The following is a 19,150-nucleotide window of genomic DNA, read 5'->3' on the forward strand; positions in this document are numbered from 1 at the left end:
TCACTGGATTTTTATAAGGTAAAACGGTGGCAGAGCCTTGGGGCGCTCAGGCCTGGTCTTCTGCCAGTGCCGGATTGCTCTGCGCTGCGCCAGCATCGATATCGCCTTCGGATGCAGCCACCACGGTGGTGGCAATCGCATTACCCAGCACATTGGTCGCGGTGCGGCCCATGTCCAGGAAGTGGTCGATACCCAGGATCAGCAGAATGCCAGTTTCCGGCAGGTTGAACATCGGCAGTACCGCAGCCACCACCACCAGCGAGGCACGCGGCACGCCGGCAATGCCCTTGCTGGTGATCAGCAGGATCAGCAGCATGGTGATCTGCTGGCCCAGGCTCAGGTGGATGTTGGCTACCTGCGAGATGAACAGGGCGGCAAACGAGGTGTACATGATGGAGCCGTCCAGGTTGAACGAGTAACCCAGCGGCAGCACAAAGCCGGAAATGCGCTCCTTGATGCCAAAACGCTCCAGCTGTTCCAGCAGGGTCGGATAGGCAGCTTCACTGCTGGCGGTGGCAAAGCCCAGCATCAGCGGCATGCGGATGTTTTTGAGCAGGGCGAAGATCTTCTTGCCGATAAAGCCGTAGGCAGCAGCAATCATCAGCAGCCACAGGCAGGTCAGTGCCAGGTAGAAGCTGCCCATGAACTTGGCGTACATCGACAGTACGCCCAGGCCATCGGCGGTAATGGTGGCAGCAACGGCACCAAACACACCCACCGGCGCAAACATCATCACGATGTTGGTGACGCGCAGCATGATGTTGGCCAGTTGTTCCAGACCCTTCATCAGGATGTCAGGCTTCGGACCCTTGTAGGAAGCGATGGCCACACCGAAGAACACCGAGAACACCACCACTTGCAGCACTTCGTTTTTCGCCATGGCGTCAAAGAAGCTGGTGGGGAACATATGGGTGATGAAGTCCTTCAGGTTCAGCGCAGCAGCTTTCACGACCGGAGCCGAAGCATCAGCCATCGGCAGGGTGTAACCCAGGCCCGGCTGCAGGGTATTGGCGAAAATCAGGCCCAGGAACAGGGAAACCAGCGAGGCCCCCATAAACCAGCCCATGGCTTTCAGGCCAACACGACCAATCGAACGGGAATCACTGCTGCCAATGCCATGCACCAGCGTGGACATCACCAGCGGGGCGATGATCATCTTGATCAGACGCATGAACACGTCGGTCAGGATGGAGAAGTAACCGGCAACGTCTTTCAGTTGCTTGGGATCGGTAATCGAGGTGTGACAGCCGTAGCCGACTGCGATGCCCAATACCAGGGCGATCAAGACCCACAGGGTAATCTTGTTGGTTTTCACGAGCGTTTCTCCAGAGTAACCCGGCTTTAAGACCGGTGTTGAGTCCGCTCGTATCAGCAGTAATCATGCCAGGAAAAATTCACGAAACAGCATGGCAAATATTTGTTTTTAAACAATAAAATAAAAAATACAATGACATGCATTCGGAAAGCCGAACAGGGCAGTGGAACAGCGTTTGGAAACCCGACCAAACAGACAGGAGAAAGCGGCATGCCGGCCGGCATGCCAGCGAGCTAGACCCGCGCGCAAGGAAAAAGTTTCCGCAATGCAGCATGAACTTGCGGCCAGTGCGCCAGCTCACCGCCAGCCGTTGGGTTGCGCGCGGGAATCACCGACAATCATGTCGTCCCGCACATTCCACACAGGGGGCAGCGCATTCGACCAAGGGCGGCAGAGCAGAGCAGCTCCACACTCCGGCCGCGGCACACCTCCTCACCACATGATGAAACCACACAAGGAACCCTAGCTTGCTCACCCTCACCAATTTTCGCGATCTGGGCGGCATTCCAAACAAGCATGGCAAACAACTGATCGACAAGCGGCTTTTGCGCTCTGCCGAGCTGTCCCACCTCAGCCCGGAACAAGCACGACAACTGGCAGGACGATACCAGCTCGGCAAGATCATCGACTTCAGAAGTGCGGCAGAAACCCTGGAACGGCCTGATGTCAGCATTGCCCAAGCCCGCTATGTCCACATCGATCTGCTGGCCGAAGCACAACAGCAGGCGCAGGCCTCTATCGCGGCCTTCAGCCAGCTTGATAGCGTGAGCAAAACCACAGAATACATGCAGATGCTGTATCAGGAACTGGCGCTCTCCCCTGCTGCACAAGCGGGTTACCGGCAGTTTTTTCAGGAAGTGCTGGCCAATGATGCGGATAAAAGCGTGCTGTTTCATTGCGCTGCCGGCAAAGACCGCACCGGCATCGCCGCCATGCTGATGCTGGAAGTACTGGAGGTCTCCAGAACCCTGATTTATCACGACTACCTGAAAACCAACCACATGCGCAGCCAGGAGAATGCACGACTTGTTGCCCAGGCCGCCGCCGCGGGGGCTGACGCAGCCCAGCAAGCGGCCTTCGCCATTGCCCTACAGGTGGACAGCCGCTATCTGGACCGTTTTTACGCAACGGTAGAACAACATTACGCGGGAGTGGAAAACTATCTGCACACGGTGCTGCACATCGACCCGGCCAGCAGACAGCAATTGCAGCAACGCTTGTTACGCTAAGCCCCGGACAAGCCGGCAGCAGCGCATGGCCATCCTGTCGCGGCAGATATGAAAAAGCCGCTGTGTGGATACACAGCGGCTTTTGATATTTGGTGGGCCCCCCGGGAGTCGAACCCGGCACCAACGGATTATGCTTACCAACTATGGCTTTCGCCACCCCTTTCGGGTTTGTGGTCTGGACTGTCTCTTGTCTTTACGACCTGCCCGTACAGTCTCTACACGTTCTCTCTTGCGAGAGCTTCGCTCGGGATTGCCACGCTGCCAAGGCAACAGAGGTTTCCCCGAATTTGAGCAGTTCTACCAAGGAGCAGAGTCAACTTGCGCCAAGGCAACCCAATCAGCGCGCTCCGTCCTCTGTCGAGTCTTAGGAGATCACTTGTTAAGTCCGCTGCTCTAACCAAGCATGAGCTAGAGGCCCGAAGGGGGGCATTATAGCAGAGACAAATAAAAATCCCCAAGCCCGGATGCAAGCGGCTTGGGGATGTTTTCCTGCCGACAAGGCCAGCTTACTGACCGCCCGGCTCATTATCCAGGAAGCTGCGCAGACGTTCCGAACGGGTCGGGTGACGCAGCTTGCGCAGGGCCTTGGCTTCGATCTGACGAATCCGCTCGCGCGTCACGTCAAACTGCTTGCCCACTTCTTCCAGGGTGTGGTCGGTATTCATGTCGATACCAAAACGCATGCGCAACACCTTGGCCTCACGCGGGGTCAGGGTGTCCAGCACCTCCTTGGTGGCGTCCTTCAGGCTGGAGTACATCGCCGCATCAGACGGTGCCAGGTTGTTCTGGTCCTCGATGAAGTCGCCCAGATGGGAATCGTCGTCATCGCCGATCGGGGTTTCCATGGAGATGGGCTCCTTGGAAATCTTCATGATCTTGCGAATCTTCTCTTCCGGCATTTCCATCTTTTCCGCCAGTTCGGCCGGGTCCGGCTCACGGCCGGTTTCCTGCAGGATCTGACGCGAAATGCGGTTCATCTTGTTGATGGTTTCGATCATGTGCACCGGGATACGGATGGTGCGGGCCTGGTCCGCAATGGAGCGGGTGATGGCCTGACGAATCCACCAGGTGGCATAGGTCGAGAACTTGTAACCACGACGGTATTCGAACTTGTCCACCGCCTTCATCAAACCGATATTGCCTTCCTGGATCAAATCGAGGAACTGCAGGCCACGGTTGGTGTACTTCTTGGCAATGGAAATCACCAGACGCAGGTTGGCCTCGATCATTTCCTTCTTGGCGCGGCGTGCCTTGGACTCACCCGCCGACATCTGGCGGTTGATTTCCTTGAGCTCCTTGATCGGCAACATGGCACGATCCTGCAGCTCGGACAGCTTGGTCTGCTTCTCGATGATGGCGTACTTGAAGCGGGTCAGCGCCTCGCTCCAGGCCTTGCCGGAATCGATTTCGGTTTCCACCCAGGCGGTATTGATTTCGTTGCCGGGGAAGACCTTGATGAAGTGGGTGCGGTCCATGCGTACCCGCGTCACGCAGATATCCTGGATATCACGCTCGAAGGTACGGATTTCATTGACACGACGACGCAGCGATTCGCACAGCGATTCGATCTGGCGGGTGGAGAAGCGCACCATCATGAACTCGGTGGTGATGGCGTCTTGCAGCTCCAGATAAGCCTTGGACTTGGAGCCTTCCTTTTCCAGCACCTTGACCATCTTGTCGAACATCATGCGTACGCCGGCAAAGTGCTCCAGCGTCTGCTGCTTCAGTTCTTCCAGATTGGCCAGGTTGGCGGCTTCGGCACTGGCTTCGTCGTCTTCAGCGTCGGCTTCCTCGTCTTCGAGCAGGGCGTCTTCCTCGATTTCCGGTTCGGCAAACGGCAGGGCCGCTTCAGCCGTATCGGCGTTCGGATCGATGAAACCATCCACTACTTCGTCAACGCGGATTTCTTCCTTGCTGATGCGCTCGACCAGTTCCAGCACCTCGGCCACGGTTCCCGGACAAGCCGAGATGGCCAGAATCATGTGCTTGAGGCCGTCTTCGATGCGCTTGGCGATTTCGATTTCGCCTTCGCGGGTCAACAGCTCGACCGAGCCCATTTCGCGCATGTACATGCGCACCGGGTCGGTGGTGCGGCCGAACTCGGAGTCGACCGAGGACAAGGCTGCCTCGGCTTCTTCCACCGCGTCTTCATCCGCCACGGCCGGGGTGGCATCGGACATCAGCAGGGTTTCTGCGTCCGGGGCTTCGTCGTAAACCTGGATGCCCAGGCCGGAAATCATCGTGACGATGTTTTCGATCTGTTCGGCATCGGAGACATCTTCCGGAAGGTGGTCGTTGATCTCAGCATAGGTGAGATAGCCACGTTCCTTGCCCAGGGCAATCAGCTGGCGCAGGCGTTTACGCTGCTCTTCCAGGCTCATTACCTGTTCTTCGTTGTCCTGCACGTCTTTTTGATTTTCGGGAGAGGCCGCCATTTTGCTTCCTGCTTAAAATAAGCCGAAAAAAACAGTTGATTATAACACAACTACGTCACTTCTGCCCTGGCTCACGGGGATGAGCCGAGCAGGTCTCGGAGCAGTTCCCTGAATAATGCTTTCTCTTCCGGCGTTAGACCTTCGTTGCGGTCTTTCAGTTTTAGCCTTTCCACCTGGGCTTCACGCAGCATTTTCAACAGCTTGGCGTTGCCGTGCTGAAACTGGATGCGATCATCCTCGCCGGGGTCGGCAAACTCGTCCGGATCCTGCATGGCCTGGTGCAGCACACTGTCGATCAGCCCTTCGTAGGGGGTGCCGCGCAGCCCCTCTATCAATTGCGCCGTATTGGGCGGCTGTTCGTGTCCCTGCACACTTTCGGCCAACATCGCAAAGCAGGCCAGTTCGTCGGACAGCGGCAGGCTGTCCGGCAATGTCACATCACCGGCCCACGCCGGATTCATCAGCAGCCACTTGATCTGCTTGTGGACGATGGGCGTGTTGATCTGGCGATATGATTCTTCCGGCAAGCGGTATTCGCGCTTGCCCTTGCGCTCCGGCGCCTTCTTGCCCGTGGTCAGCTTGTCGAAATCGTCGACATCCATGCCGGCGAGTTCCGCCAGCCTTTTTCTGATCATGAAGCCCAGCGCCGGTGCGGCAATCTGTGCCAGTAGCGGGCTGGCCTGCTTGATCAGGTCGGCCCGCCCTTCCGGCGTATTCATGTCCACGCGGCCAGTCAGCTCGCGGGTAAAGTAAACCGACAGCGGCAGGCTGTGCTCTGCCAGCTGCTGTTCAAATGCTTCGCTGCCGAATTCCCGGATATAGCTGTCCGGGTCGTGTTCCTGCGGCAAAAACAGGAAATTCAGCGCCTTGCCATCCTGCAATTGCGGCAGGCTGTTTTCCAGTGCACGCCAGGCGGCCTTCTGCCCCGCCTTGTCACCGTCAAAACAGAAATACACCTGGTCGGCATGGCGCATCAGCTTGCGCACATGCTCACCAGTGGTGGCGGTGCCCAGCGTGGCCACCGCATAGCCGATGCCATATTGCGCCAGCGCCACCACGTCCATATAACCTTCCACCACCAATACGCGGTTCTTTTCGCGGATGGCCTGGCGGGCTTCATACAGGCCGTACAGTTCGCGGCCTTTTTCGAACAGCACCGTTTCCGGCGAGTTCAGATACTTGGGTTCCCCCTTGCCCAGCACCCGGCCACCAAAACCGATGATGGCGCCGCGCTGGTTGCGGATGGGAAACATCACCCGCTCACGGAAGCGGTCGTAACGCTTGCCGCTTTCTTCATTCAGGATCACCAGGCCGGCATCCACCAGCTTGTCGTCCTGGTACTGCGGGAACACAGCCTGCAGGTTCTGCCATTCACCCGGTGCATACCCCAGACCGAAGCGGCCGGCAATTTCACCACTGACGCCGCGTCCTTTCAGATAGCTGATGGCAAGCGGCGCGGATTTGAGTTGCTGCTTGAAATAGCCTGCTGCCAGCTGCATCACTTCTTCCAGCGACAGCTGACGCTCGCGCGCTGCCCGGCTGGCTTCCGGATTGCTGCTGCGCACTTCCGGCACTTGCATGCCGATGCTTTCCGCCAGCATCTTCACCGCGTCGACAAAACCCAGCCCCTGGTATTCCATGACGAAACCGATGGCCGAGCCATGCGCGCCACAACCAAAGCAGTGATAGAACTGCTTGCTGGGACTGACAGTGAAGGAAGGGGATTTTTCCTTGTGGAAAGGACAGCAGGCCAGATAATTCTGGCCGGCCTTCTTCAGCGGGACATAGCGATCCACCACGTCGACCAGATCGACACGGGACAGCAACTGATCAACAAAGTCCTGTGGAATCAACGGCGAACACCTGCCTTAACACGAGGGAACAAAATACCGGGCCTGACCGCGCCCGGCCACAGCTCAGGCGGTCAGCCTGGCCTTGATGCGGGCTGACACCAGCGCCATATCGGCACGGCCAGCCAGTTGCGGGCGCAGCAGGCCCATGACCTTGCCCATGTCCTGCATGGAGGCAGCACCGCTATCGACCACGGCCTTGGCGACCAGCTCGTCGATTTCGGCTTCGGACAGCTGCTGCGGCATATAGGCCATCAGCACGGTCATTTCGGCCTTTTCCTTGTCGGCCAGATCCTGGCGCTGGGCGGCTTCGTACTGGGAGATGGAGTCACGACGCTGCTTGAGCATCTTGTCGATCACCACCACGATGGCTGCATCATCCAGCTCGATACGCTCGTCCACTTCCTTTTGCTTGATGGCGGCCATCAACAGGCGGATGGCGGCCAGACGCTCGGTGTCCTTTGCCTTCATGGCGGACTTCATGTCATCGCTGATGCGAACTTTGAGGCTCATGTCGTGCTCACGCAAGGGCCATGTCGAGACATGGCAGTAGAATTCTGGAGTACAAATGGCAAAACCGCAGGCCATGCCTGCGGTCCCGCTTTATTGCCGGAGCAACTCTTAGAAGAGTTTCGGCGGCAGCATCTGGCTGCGAATGCGCTTGTAGTGGCGCTTTACGGCAGCAGCGTGCTTGCGCTTGCGTTCGGTGGTCGGCTTTTCGTAGAACTCACGGGCGCGCAGTTCGGTCAGCAGACCGGTTTTTTCTACAGCGCGCTTGAAGCGACGCATGGCGACTTCGAACGGCTCGTTTTCTTTAACGCGAATATTCGGCATTGACTCAAGTATCCTTAGATCCGTAGGTATGGACGTACCGCTACCTATAAAAAACAGCATTTTAACAACAATACGCGGTTTGGAAAAGTCTGAAGCATTCCCGGCAAGCTTTTTGTGGCGCTTTTGTGCATCACGGCTTGCGAGAAGAAATCACCCCCTCACTAGGAGAACTTGGTACAGCGCTATAAAAACGTTTCGGCATGCGCTCCGCACAATAGGCGGCGCGGCCTGCTTCGACAGCCAGTTTCATGGCATGTGCCATCAATACGGGATTGCCGGCAGCGGCAATCGCGGTATTCATCAGCACGCCATCACAACCCAGTTCCATGGCGATGGCCGCATCGGAGGCGGTACCCACCCCGGCATCCACCAGCACCGGAACACTGGATTGCTCGATGATCAGTTTCAGATTCCACGGATTGAGAATGCCCATGCCGGAGCCGATCAGACTGGCCAGCGGCATGATGGCGCAGCAGCCGATCTGTTCCAGCTCGCGGGCGATGATCGGGTCATCCGAGGTGTACACCATGACGTCAAAGCCCTCGGCGACCAGCACTTCGGCGGCTTTCAGGGTTTCCTTGACATTGGGGAACAGGTTGCCGGAGTCGCCCAGCACCTCCAGCTTGACCAGACGGTGGTCATCCAGCAGCTCGCGCGCCAGGCGCAAGGTACGGATGGCATCCTCGGCGGAATAACAGCCCGCCGTATTGGGGAGCAGAGTGTAACGGTTCTGCGGCAAAAAATCGAGCAGATTGGGCTCGCCGGCGTTTTGACCCAGATTCACGCGCCGAATCGCCACGGTGACGATGTCGCAACCAGAGGCATCCAGCGCCTGGGCGGTTTGTTCGAAATCGCGATATTTGCCGGTTCCGACCAGCAAACGGGAATTATATGCCTTGCCTGCGATGACCAGTTGATCCTGCACTGTCTACTCCTTGCTACGGTGTTATCAGCCGCCGCCAACGGCAACGACGATTTCCAGTTCATCCCCGTCAGCCAGCGCGGCCAGGCCGTGTTGGCTGCGAGGTACGATCTCGCCATTGAGCTCGACGGCAACCCGCTTGCCGACCAGTTCCAGCGCCTGCACCAGCTCCGCCACGGTAGCCAGCGCGGCAAATTCCTTCACTTCGCCATTGATGCGCAACTGCATGGCTTATCTCCTCTCCGCTCGCTGCACCACCACCAGATTCTGGACCTCGTTCAGCACCCGCGACAGATGCTCGACGCTTTCCACCTGCAGGCGGAAATGGATGTGAATGAAGCCGTCGCCCACATGGGTATCCTGGGTATCGACGCTTTCGATATTGGCCGAGGCCTGCGAGATGGCGGCGGCGATATCGGCCAGCGCACCGCGCTCATTGCGCGCCAGCACGCTGACGCTGACGCCGAACATGCGGTCGCGCTGGGTTTCCCAGTTGACGTTAAGCAGCTTGTCGTGATCGACACGCTGCACATTCGGACAGCTTATCCGGTGAATCACCAGACCCTGGCCCTTGGTGATGACGCCAAGGATTTCATCTCCCGGCAAGGGATTGCAACAGCTGGACAGCTGCACCGTGCCGCCTTCGTTGCCACGGATGGTGACCGGGCCCACCTTGACGTCCTCGCCCAGGCGCTCGCCGGCCAGCTCGACCAGACGCCGCGCCACGGCAATCGGCAGCAGCTTGCCGGCACCGATTTCCGCCAGCACTTCCTGGAAGCCCTGCAGCTTGTCGCCATGCACGGCCATGTATTCGGCCTTGAGCGCGTCGTCCAGCAGCAGCGGCGACACCGCCAGCGCACCAATCGCCTGCTTGAGCAGCTTTTCGCCCAGCGTGGATGCATCTTCGCGCTGCAGGCTCTTCAGATAGTTACGAATGCCGGAGCGCGCACGCCCACTCTGCACAAAGGTCAGCCAGGACGGATTGGGCTTGGCCTGGGTGGAGGTAATGACTTCAACGGTATCGCCATTGCGCAGCACGGTACGCAAGGGCATCAGCACATGATTGACCCGTGCGGCAATACAGCGATGGCCGACATCGGTATGCACGGCATAGGCAAAGTCGACCGGGGTGGAGCCCTGCGGCAGCACCATGATCTTGCCCTTGGGGGTGAACACGTACACTTCGTCGGGGAACAGGTCGATCTTGATGTGCTCGAGGAATTCAACGGCGTCGTCACTCTCCTCCTGCATGTCCAGCAGGCTTTGCAGCCACTGGTGCGTGCGCTGCTGGGCGGTATTGATGCCGGCGTCGCCACTCTTGTACATCCAGTGCGAAGCCACACCGGCTTCGGCCACGCCATTCATTTCGCGGGTACGGATCTGCATTTCCACCGGCGTGCCATAAGGGCCGAACAGGGTGGTATGCAGGCTTTGATAGCCATTGCCCTTGGGGATGGCGATGTAATCCTTGAATTTGCCCGGAATGGGCTTGTACAGGCTGTGCAGGGCCCCCAGCGCCAGATAACAGCTGGGAATGTCGTTGACCACCACACGGAAGCCGTAGATATCCAGCACCTCGGAAAACGACAGGTGCTTTTCCTGCATTTTCTTGTAGATGCTGTAGAGGTTTTTCTCGCGCCCCTTGATGGTGGCTTCGATATTGCTTTCCACCAGCCGCTGGCTGACGGTTTTCAGAATCTTGTTGACCACCTCGCGGCGATTGCCACGGGCGGCGCGCACGGCCTTGGACAATACACTGTAGCGGTGCGGATGCAGGTGCTTGAAGGCCAGGTCCTGCAGCTCGCGGTACACCTTGTTCTGGCCGATGCGGTTGGCAATCGGTGCGTAGATTTCCAGTGTTTCCAGCGCGATGCGCTGGCGCTTGTCCTCGCGCATGGAGTCCAGCGTGCGCATATTGTGCAGGCGGTCGGCCAGCTTGACGATGATGACGCGGATGTCGCGCGCCATGGCCAGCACCATCTTGCGGAAGTTTTCTGCCTGGGCGGTTTCCTTGGTCTGGTATTCCAGCCTTTCCAGCTTGGACAGGCCATCCACCAGATCCGCCACCACCTTGCCAAATTTCTCGGCCAGGGTGGGCTTGGTGACGCCGGTATCTTCCAGCACATCATGCAGCAAGGCAGCAGCCAGCCCCTGCACATCCAGCCGCCAGTCGGTCAGCATGGTAGCGACCGCCAGCGGATGGGTGATGTAGGGCTCGCCACTCTTGCGGGTCTGGCCTTCGTGCGCCTCGCGGCTGACATCGAAGGCCTGGCGCAGCAACTGTACGTCTTCCGGTTTGAGATAACGGGCGGCTGCCTCGAAAAATGCCGCCGCTTCGCGTTCGATCAGTGCCTTGTAATCGATGGCGATATCAAGCCCGGTCTCCATGTGTCGCTCCGCCTGCACCCTGATCAGCTCTTGCTACGGGTGAGAACTTCCTTGCCTACATGGCCGGCGGCGATTTCGCGCAGCGCAACGACCGTGGGCTTGTGACGGCCGGCATCCACAAAGGAAGTCGCGCCGGAGGCAACCTGACGGGCGCGATAGGCTGCAGCCAGAGTCAGGTCAAAACGGTTCTGGATGCGATCCAGGCAATCATCTACGGTAATACGTGCCATGTGATTTCTTTCGTAAATTGCGCGATGTGGATAACTATATCGAGTTTTGCCGGAGCAACCAATGCGTGCTAGTCGCGCTGCACGCCCATGCGGGCCAGTGCCGGCGCCAGTCGCTGGGTTTGCACCGATGCACGCAGGCGGCGTGCGCGGAAAATGCTCACCAGATCTCCCTTGGCACGTTCGAAATCGTCATTGACCACGATGTAGTCGTATTCGGCTACCTTGTCGATTTCCGAACGGGCCGAAGCCAGACGGCGCAGAATCACTTCTTCGCTGTCGGTACCGCGGCCGCGCAGGCGGCGTTCCAGTTCTTCGATGGAAGGCGGCAGAATGAAAATGCCGACCGCCTCCGGGAATACCTTGCGCACCTGCTCTGCCCCCTGCCAGTCGATTTCCAGCAGGATGTCACGGCCCTGTTCCAGCCGGCTTTGCAGCCAGCGCACACTGGTACCGTAAAAATTGCCGTATACCTCGGCATACTCCAGAAAGTCCTGACCCTCGATCATGGCCTGGAATTCGGCATGCCCGACAAAGTGATAGTGCTGGCCATCCACTTCACCGGCGCGCGCAGGGCGCGTGGTGTAGGAAACGGACAGTTCGACAGTGGGCTCTGCCTGCAGCAAAGCCGCCACCAGCGAGGTTTTGCCTGCACCGGACGGTGCCACCACGATATAGATGTTCCCGACTGCTTTGCTCATCAATTGAGCTTCCTGCCAAAGAAAGGGTAATTTTTCAGAATACCACAGAGTGCATTTCCGGTTAAGAGCAAAAGTATCTTCATGTCAAGATTTAGGTGTTTGTCTTCACACCGAAGTAAAATCCCGCGTCTTCACCAAACCATAACAAGGCTCGGAGCATCTCTGTCATGCAACTACTGGAAAGCTTTTTCAAGCTGAGGGAACACGGCACTTCGGTCAAGACCGAAGTGATCGCCGGCTTCACCACCTTTCTGACCATGGCTTACATCATTCTGGTCAATCCGCTGATTCTGTCCGCCACCGGCATGGACCTGAACGCAGTATTTGTCGCAACCTGCCTGGCCGCTGCGCTGGGTACCGCCATCATGGGCCTGGTGGCCAATTATCCGATGGCTCTGGCGCCGGGCATGGGCCTGAACGCCTACTTCACCTTCAGCGTGGTCAAGGGCATGGGGATCCCCTGGCAGGCAGCACTGGGTGCGGTATTCATTTCCGGCATCGTCTTTCTGGCCGTCAGCCTGTTCAAGGTGCGTGAGGCCATTGTCAATGCCATTCCGCGTTCGCTCAAGTTTGCCATTTCTGCCGGCGTCGGCATGTTCCTGGCCATTATCGCGCTGAAAGATGCCGGTGTGATCGCCGCCCATCCGGCTACCTACCTGACGCTGGGCAATATCCACAACCCGACCACCCTGCTGGCCATTCTGGGCTTCTTCCTGATCGTGGCGCTGGAATACCGCAAGGTACCGGGCTCCATCATCATCGGCATCCTGGTGGTGACTGCACTGTCCATCGCGCTGGGCCTGTCCAAGTTCGAAGGTATCTTCGCTCCGGTACCGAGCATGGAGCCCACCTTCATGAAGATGGACCTGCATGGTGCCATGAGCGCCGGCCTGGTGGGGGTGATCTTCGTGTTCTTCTTTGTCGACCTGTTTGACACCACCGGCACCCTGGTGGGTGTGTCGCACCGTGCCGGCCTGCTGGACAAGGATGGCAAGCTGCCGCGCCTGAAGCGCGCCCTGCTGGCCGATTCGGTGGCCATTACCGCCGGTGCCATCATGGGCACCTCGTCCACCACGGCCTATATCGAATCCGCCGCCGGCACCGCCGTGGGTGGCCGTACCGGCCTGACCGCCACCGTGGTGGCCATCCTGTTCCTGGCCTGCCTGTGGATTTCGCCGCTGGCCAAGACCGTTCCGGCCTACGCCACCGCTCCGGCACTGTGCTATGTGGCCGTGCTGATGGCTCGTGGCCTGGCGGAAATCGACTGGAACGACCTGACCGAGTCCGCCCCGGCGGTGATGACCGCGCTGGCCATGCCGTTTACCTTCTCGATTGCCGACGGTATCGCTTTCGGCTTCATCAGCTATGCTGTGATCAAGATTCTGGCTGGCCGTTTTGCCGACCTGAAACCGGCCGTGGTGGTGATTGCCGCGCTGTGGATCTTCAAGCTGGCCTTCTTTGCCTGATCGACATCAGACACACAGGGCCTGCCGCTTGTTGCGGCGGGCCTTTTTACTTTCAGCGCCGCCAGACACGATCGCTTCATTTGAAAGTACAATAGCGCCATGGAAAATCTCAGCAATCTCGACTACGCCAGCTACCTCAAGGGCTGGATCCGCACCGTACCCAACTGGCCCAGCCAGGGCGTGATGTTCCGCGACATCACCCCACTGCTGCAAAACCCCAAAACCTTCCGCATGCTGATCGACATCTATGTCCATCGCTACATGCAAGAGGAAGTGGACCTGATTGCCGGCCTGGATGCCCGCGGCTTCATCATCGGTTCGGTACTGGCTTACGAACTGAATGTCGGCTTCGTGCCCATCCGCAAGAAAGGCAAGCTGCCCTTCACCACGGTGGCGGAAGAATACGAACTGGAATACGGCAACGCCACCGTGGAGATTCATACCGACGCCTGCAAGGCGGGGGACCGGGTGATTCTGATTGACGACCTCATCGCCACCGGCGGCACCATGATGGCTGGCTACAATCTGCTGAAGAAGCTGGGCGCCAATGTACTGGAAGCAGCCACCATCATCGAACTGCCCGAACTGGGTGGCGGCCAGCTGATCCGCGATGCCGGCCTGGATGTATTCACCGTGTGCTCTTACGAAGGCCACTAGCCACAGCCGCGCCGGTTTATGCTGCGTGATCCTGCAGTAGCGGATCACGCGGAACAGACAGGAAGCAGCCTGCGCCTTCTCCAGGCTGCCGCCTGGCTGACATCAAGCGACTGCGCTCTTTCGCGCTAGCACGCACCGCTCAGTGCTGCTCATATTCTGCAGGTGGACGTAGCATGCAGAAAAAGGACAGCGCTGAGTCGTCCCCAAGCCGCAGGCCATTCCCGGCAAGCTCAATACTGCCGTTTAGCAGCAAATAGAACTGCCGGTCGGTGCCAGCCCAGTAACGCGGCATGGAAGCTGGCATGGGCAATGCCGCTAGCGCTGGCGGCAACTTGCCACCATGGAGCGCCACGCCGATCTTGCGCAATTCCCGTACGAAATCATCGATGCCCGGTTGGCACACCTGCCCACTGACCCAGAATGATCCTGCGGCACCACCAAAATGCACGTTCTGCAAGCATGCACGCCCAAGGAGGAGTGGCCCGGCAATGGTTTTATCGCCCACGCCCCCTGCCGCAGCCGACTTTCCCAATGCCTCCATACGCTGTACGGCCAGGCCGACCGGCACACTCGGGCTGACCACCTCCGCCCATGGCAGCTGACAAGAGAGCAAGCGCAGCAGCAGCCTATCCTGCTCCAGGGCAGCATCAGCCGGCTGTGCCATACCAGGCAGACCATACAGGCTGGCGCCCAACAGCAGTACACCGCATACCATGCGGGTGAGGACACGGACCATGTCAAAGCTCCTTGAACAGCCGCCATACCGGTTAGCGACACAGGCCACAGTGTAGGACCTCTTGCCTGCCACGCCCACTGGCCGTCCCGCCCTCATCCCGTCCACTCCTGCCGTTGCGCTCATGCAAAGCTAGACTGGAGCACCACGCGCCCTGTCCAGAACAGCCAGCTGGTAACGGCCATAGGACAGCAGACCGCGCCAGGTCCAGCGCGCCAGCAAGTAGCACAGAAACACGCCGCCGCCACCCAGCGCCATCAATAGCAAGCCGGTCAGCAGCATGCCATGGCGACTCAAGCCCCAGTCCAGGCCAGCGATATCCACCTGCCCGGTTTCATCCTTGATCTGCAGCCGGCCAAGCACCTCACTGGCATTGCGCTCCAGGCTGACCGTGCCATCTCTGGACTGGATATGGATGCTGGCCCGGCCGGACGACGCCTCCCGCACCACATCAACCGTTTCGCCGCGACTGCCCCGGATATGAATGTTCCCCGCCGGGCCGCCCTGGGCAAATTCGGACCAGATGGCCCGTACATCACGCGATTCATGAATGGCCGGCCAGCCGAATAGCTCATTGCAGGCCAGTGTGCCAAACAGCAGCAGGCCGCCAATCAGGATGCCGGTGGAGGCCAGCGCCGCCATGGTCAGCAGCCACAGATAAAACAGGAAGGGAATGGCCAGCATGAAATTGAGAAAGCCCAGGCCGGCAATGGCGCCCACCACGGCAAACAGGTTGCCGAAGCTCTTGCGGCTCTCCCAGCGTGCCATGTGATGACGTGCCATCAGTTCGCGCGCCAACTGCTGCGGCTCGCCCAGGGCAGCAGCAATATCCGCTTCGCTGCGGCCTGCCGCCAGACCATCGCGGAAGTATTCCTGATAATCCGCAATGATGTCTTGCCTCTCCCCTTCCGGCAGCCGAGACAAAGCATCCTGCAATTGTTTGATGAATTCCTGCTGCTTCATGCTGATTCTCCCTTGGCCCGCCCTGCGGCCAGTTGCAACACACTGTTCACATCGCCGACGAACTCTTGCCATTCCTGCTGCATCAGCACCAACTGTTGCCGCCCTGCAGCAGTCAGGGTGTAGTACTTGCGTGAAGGTCCGCTGGCCGACTCCACCAGGTAGGTCGACACCCAGGCTTCCGCCTGCAGCCGGCGCATCAGCGGGTACATGGTGCCTTCGCTCACCTCCATGCTGCGCGACAGAATGCTCACCAGTTCGTAGGCATAGCTGTCTCCCGCCGCCAGTGCGGCCAGCACGCACATATCCAGCGTGCCCTTTTTCAACTGCGTTTTCATACTCGGACTCCCATACCTTGCATTACACGGTAGAGGGCCGTGCACTGCACAAGGACAAGCCGCATATTATTCCCAGCTACAGTGCATTACAAGATACATGGTAAAACCACGTAGACCGGCCCACTCAGCCGCCGCGCTTTTTATCTGAAATTTCTTCCAATAAAAAAGTAATTTCACAATCCATAACGCATAATTTCAGATATCTCCCCAATCGGAAGTACACGCATGAGCTCCAACAAGAAAACTCTGGCACTGGTGCTGGGTGGCGGTGCGCCCAATGCCACGCTGATGGCTGGTTCGCTGGTGGCCTTTATCGAAGCAGGCGTCGAGTTCGACATCATTTCCACCTCGGGCGCAGGCGCGATTGTCGGCCTGCTGTATACCGCGGCCAAAGGACAGGACCCCAAGGCTGCACTGGAAAAACTGGCCGACATGGGCGTGGCCGATGCGCTGTATGCCGCCTTCCCGGTCAATTTCAAGGTGTTCAACAAACCCGGCCCGCTGGCCGACATCTGGCGGCAATGGCAGCAGGCCAATCCGCTACTGCAGGCCATCCAGGCCCAGGCCGACCAGGGCCCCTTGCAACGGCTGGCTGCCGACTGGAGCAGCTACTTGATGGCCAGCCTCTGCCCCAGCAATCTGAACGCCCAAAGCCAGGGCTTGTGCGCTCATGTGCCCTTCATCGACCAGGTGGTGGACTTTGCCAGACTGGCCGACATCAAGCCGCAGTTTTACCTGAATGCCTACAACCTCAGCCAAAAGCGCATGGACTGCTGGAACAAGCAGCAGATCAACCATGAACACTTCCTGGCCGCGCTGTCCTTCCCGTTGATCTACCCGCCTTATCTGCTGGATGGCGATTACTTCATCGAAGGCGCGGCCATTGACACCCTCAACTTCAAGCGCCTGTTCCAGGATCACCCTTATATCGATACCACCGTGGTATTCGATGTATTGGGCAGCGAACAGCTGCTGCACCCGCCGCGTGATCTGTACGATGCCTGGGTGCAGTCCATCATTACCCCGCTGACCGAAATTGCCCGTGATGACCTGAAGCTGTTCGAGGCCCTGCATAACAAGGATGCCGAGGGCAAGCCGCGTACCAAGTTGCTGCGCGTGGCTTACGACCAGTTCATCCGTCCGGAGCAGCGTGAGCAGGAGCTGGATTGGTCTTACTCCAACCTGTCGCAGATGTATCAGGCCGGCTATGCTGCCGGCCAGGCATTGTGCCGCGACCATGCCGCCGAGCTGGGCCTGGCCTGATTCTGCCGCCACCATGCAACAAGGGCTGCCATGGCAGCCCTTGTTCATAACACCGCAGTCCATCTACCCGCTCAGTACCACTCGATCCCGGCCTTCTCGGTGGAGATGATGGTGCCGGCTTCGCCCTTGACGATCTTCTCGATGTCTTCCAGCGCGCCAATCACCGCACGCTTGCCGGTCAGGCGGGCGAATTCGCAGGCGGCTTCCACTTTCGGCCCCATCGAACCCGCCGCAAAGCCCAGCTTGTCCATTTCGTCCGGGTGAGCGTGGCGGATGGCTTTGGCTTCGGGAGTGCCCCAGCCAACAAACACGCTCTTCACATCGGTGGCGATGACAAAGTAGTCGGCGTCCACTTCGCGCGCCAGCAGGGCTGAGGCCAGGTCTTTGTCGATCACCGCTTCCACACCCACCAGTTTGTCACCCTGGTACAGGGTGGGGATGCCGCCGCCGCCGGCAGCAATCACCACCGCACCTTTTTCGATCATCCATTTGATGGGGCGCAGTTCGAAGATACGTTTCGGCTTCGGGCTGGGCACCACGCGGCGGTAGTAGTCACCGTCGGCCTTGACCGTCCAGCCGTGGCTGGCGGCCAGCGCTTCGGCTTCTTCCTTGCTGTACACCGGGCCGACGAACTTGGTGGGGTTCTGGAAGGCCGGGTCGGCGGCATCGACTTCGGTCTGGGTGAGGATGGTGGCCAGCGGTACTTCAAACGGCAGTACGTTGCCCAGTTCCTGTTCGATCATGTAGCCGATCATGCCTTCGGTCTGGGCGCCCAGTACGTCGAGCGGATAGGGGGTGACCTTGCCGTCGACGTGGCGGGCGTAGGCGTCGTTTTGCAGGCCCAAGAGGCCGACTTGCGGGCCGTTGCCGTGGCACATCACCAGGTTGTGGCCCAGCCGGGTGACGGCGGCCAGTTGTTCGGCGGCCACCTTGACGTTGGCGCGTTGGTTGTCAGCGGTCATGGCTTCGCCACGACGTTGCAGGGCATTGCCGCCCAGGGCTACGACGACTCGCATGATGTTTCCTTTTCTGGCCCTGTCCGCACGGTCGGGACAGTGGCGTGGCCGGTCTGCCTGTGGCAGGCCGGGGTGTGTCGGATGGGGCGGCAGGTCACCGGGGGATGACCTGCCGGAGGGTGGAATCCGCCTGAGTGAGGGGGAGCGGATTCCGCCGCCACGACTTCAAGGGGGTGTCGTCGTGGTGGGTGAAGCGGTGTTGCGGTCTGACTGCGGTCACTGCCGGGGTGGCAAGGCCGCAGGGCTTTGCCACCTTGTCCAGTCTTAGTCGCCGAGGGTGGCGACCAGAATCGCCTTGATGGTGTGCATGCGGTTTTCGGCTTGCTCGAAGGCAATGCAGGCTTCGCTTTCGAACACGTCTTCGGTCACTTCAATGCCATTGGCCAGGTCCGGGTACTGGGCGGCAATTTCCTTGCCGACCTTGGTTTCGCTGTTGTGGTAGGCCGGCAGGCAGTGCATGAACTTCACTTGCGGGTTCTGGGCAGCGGCCATCAGCGCGGCGTTCACTTGGTAAGGTTTCAGCAGGCGGATACGTTCGGCCCACACTTCGGCCGGTTCGCCCATCGAGACCCAGACGTCGGTGTGGATGAAGTCAGTGCCCTTGACGGCTTCGGCAGCGTCTTCGGTCAGGGTGATGCGGGCGCCGGTGCGGGTGGCGATTTCACGGCATTCGGCCACCAGTTCGTCGGTCGGCCACAGGTGTTTCGGGGCGCCGATACGTACGTCCATGCCCAGCTTGCTGCCGATCACCAGCAGGGAGTTGCCCATATTGTTGCGGGCGTCGCCCAGGTAGGTGTAGCTGATTTGCGAGATGGG

At 59.2% G+C, this 19,150-nt stretch carries 19 protein-coding genes; 4 read left to right on the forward strand and 15 right to left on the reverse strand.

What is annotated here, in order from left to right; genetic code table 11:
- Nucleotides 1-46: 46 nt before the first annotated feature.
- A complete protein-coding gene (locus DFR38_RS10635) occupies nucleotides 47-1,315 on the reverse strand; it encodes a dicarboxylate/amino acid:cation symporter (protein ID WP_059284944.1) in 1,269 nt (422 codons plus the stop codon).
- Between the two features lie 467 nt (nucleotides 1,316-1,782).
- Here DFR38_RS10635 and DFR38_RS10640 point away from each other — a divergent pair, with 467 nt between their 5' ends.
- Complete coding sequence (locus DFR38_RS10640) at nucleotides 1,783-2,544, forward strand: tyrosine-protein phosphatase (protein WP_059284943.1); 762 nt, start codon at nucleotides 1,783-1,785, stop codon at nucleotides 2,542-2,544.
- Nucleotides 2,545-3,050: 506 nt separating this feature from the next.
- On the opposite strand, the gene rpoD is transcribed toward DFR38_RS10640, so the two are convergent.
- From rpoD to gmk, 9 genes are all read right to left on the reverse strand, one after another.
- Complete coding sequence (gene rpoD, locus DFR38_RS10645; protein ID WP_059284942.1) at nucleotides 3,051-4,979, reverse strand: RNA polymerase sigma factor RpoD; 1,929 nt, start codon at nucleotides 4,977-4,979, stop codon at nucleotides 3,051-3,053.
- Between the two features lie 71 nt (nucleotides 4,980-5,050).
- Nucleotides 5,051-6,832, reverse strand: a complete 1,782-nt coding sequence (dnaG, locus tag DFR38_RS10650; protein WP_059284941.1) for a DNA primase — start codon at nucleotides 6,830-6,832, stop codon at nucleotides 5,051-5,053.
- A 63-nt stretch (nucleotides 6,833-6,895) separates the two neighbouring features.
- Complete coding sequence (locus tag DFR38_RS10655; protein ID WP_059284940.1) at nucleotides 6,896-7,342, reverse strand: GatB/YqeY domain-containing protein; 447 nt, start codon at nucleotides 7,340-7,342, stop codon at nucleotides 6,896-6,898.
- 108 nt (nucleotides 7,343-7,450) lie between these two features.
- Nucleotides 7,451-7,663: a 30S ribosomal protein S21 gene (rpsU, locus tag DFR38_RS10660; RefSeq protein WP_059284939.1), complete on the reverse strand. Its 213-nt coding sequence runs from the start codon at nucleotides 7,661-7,663 to the stop codon at nucleotides 7,451-7,453.
- A 130-nt stretch (nucleotides 7,664-7,793) separates the two neighbouring features.
- Nucleotides 7,794-8,588 carry a thiazole synthase gene (locus tag DFR38_RS10665; protein WP_059284938.1) on the reverse strand — a complete coding sequence of 265 codons (795 nt, stop codon included), beginning with the start codon at nucleotides 8,586-8,588 and terminating at the stop codon, nucleotides 7,794-7,796.
- A gap of 24 nt (nucleotides 8,589-8,612) precedes the next feature.
- A complete protein-coding gene (thiS, locus tag DFR38_RS10670; RefSeq protein ID WP_059284937.1) occupies nucleotides 8,613-8,813 on the reverse strand; it encodes a sulfur carrier protein ThiS in 201 nt (66 codons plus the stop codon).
- 3 nt (nucleotides 8,814-8,816) lie between these two features.
- Nucleotides 8,817-10,973, reverse strand: coding sequence for a RelA/SpoT family protein (locus DFR38_RS10675; RefSeq protein WP_059284936.1), 2,157 nt, complete (start codon nucleotides 10,971-10,973; stop codon nucleotides 8,817-8,819).
- A 23-nt stretch (nucleotides 10,974-10,996) separates the two neighbouring features.
- A complete protein-coding gene (rpoZ, locus tag DFR38_RS10680) occupies nucleotides 10,997-11,203 on the reverse strand; it encodes a DNA-directed RNA polymerase subunit omega (RefSeq protein WP_059284935.1) in 207 nt (68 codons plus the stop codon).
- 68 nt (nucleotides 11,204-11,271) lie between these two features.
- Nucleotides 11,272-11,901 carry a guanylate kinase gene (gmk, locus tag DFR38_RS10685; protein WP_059284934.1) on the reverse strand — a complete coding sequence of 210 codons (630 nt, stop codon included), beginning with the start codon at nucleotides 11,899-11,901 and terminating at the stop codon, nucleotides 11,272-11,274.
- A 167-nt stretch (nucleotides 11,902-12,068) separates the two neighbouring features.
- Between gmk and DFR38_RS10690 the strand changes: the two genes are divergently transcribed.
- Together DFR38_RS10690 and DFR38_RS10695 are read left to right on the forward strand one after the other, a co-directional pair.
- Nucleotides 12,069-13,367, forward strand: a complete 1,299-nt coding sequence (locus DFR38_RS10690; RefSeq protein WP_059284933.1) for an NCS2 family permease — start codon at nucleotides 12,069-12,071, stop codon at nucleotides 13,365-13,367.
- A gap of 99 nt (nucleotides 13,368-13,466) precedes the next feature.
- Nucleotides 13,467-14,024: an adenine phosphoribosyltransferase gene (locus DFR38_RS10695; RefSeq protein WP_059284932.1), complete on the forward strand. Its 558-nt coding sequence runs from the start codon at nucleotides 13,467-13,469 to the stop codon at nucleotides 14,022-14,024.
- A gap of 139 nt (nucleotides 14,025-14,163) precedes the next feature.
- On the opposite strand, the gene DFR38_RS10700 is transcribed toward DFR38_RS10695, so the two are convergent.
- The 3 genes from DFR38_RS10700 to DFR38_RS10710 form a co-directional block, all read right to left on the reverse strand.
- A complete protein-coding gene (locus DFR38_RS10700) occupies nucleotides 14,164-14,760 on the reverse strand; it encodes a hypothetical protein (RefSeq protein ID WP_059284931.1) in 597 nt (198 codons plus the stop codon).
- 129 nt (nucleotides 14,761-14,889) lie between these two features.
- Nucleotides 14,890-15,720, reverse strand: coding sequence for a DUF1700 domain-containing protein (locus DFR38_RS10705; RefSeq protein ID WP_059284930.1), 831 nt, complete (start codon nucleotides 15,718-15,720; stop codon nucleotides 14,890-14,892).
- Nucleotides 15,717-16,055 (reverse strand): PadR family transcriptional regulator, encoded by a 339-nt coding sequence (locus DFR38_RS10710; protein WP_059284929.1) that lies wholly within the window; start codon nucleotides 16,053-16,055, stop codon nucleotides 15,717-15,719. Before DFR38_RS10710 ends, DFR38_RS10705 begins: the two co-directional genes overlap by 4 nt.
- Nucleotides 16,056-16,280: 225 nt before the next feature.
- On the opposite strand from DFR38_RS10710, the gene DFR38_RS10715 reads away from it, so the two are divergent.
- Nucleotides 16,281-17,318: a patatin-like phospholipase family protein gene (locus DFR38_RS10715; protein ID WP_110313381.1), complete on the forward strand. Its 1,038-nt coding sequence runs from the start codon at nucleotides 16,281-16,283 to the stop codon at nucleotides 17,316-17,318.
- 71 nt (nucleotides 17,319-17,389) lie between these two features.
- Here the strand turns inward: DFR38_RS10715 and arcC are convergent, their stop codons facing one another.
- Together arcC and DFR38_RS10725 are read right to left on the reverse strand one after the other, a co-directional pair.
- On the reverse strand, nucleotides 17,390-18,334 hold the full coding sequence (arcC, locus tag DFR38_RS10720) for a carbamate kinase (RefSeq protein ID WP_110313382.1): 945 nt from the start codon (nucleotides 18,332-18,334) through the stop codon (nucleotides 17,390-17,392).
- A gap of 264 nt (nucleotides 18,335-18,598) precedes the next feature.
- Nucleotides 18,599-19,150: Rossmann-fold NAD(P)-binding domain-containing protein (locus DFR38_RS10725; RefSeq protein WP_483396326.1), on the reverse strand; the 552-nt coding region annotated here is incomplete at its 5' end.

It is taken from the genome of Aquitalea magnusonii (genome assembly GCF_003202035.1).
Classification (GTDB): domain Bacteria; phylum Pseudomonadota; class Gammaproteobacteria; order Burkholderiales; family Chromobacteriaceae; genus Aquitalea; species Aquitalea magnusonii.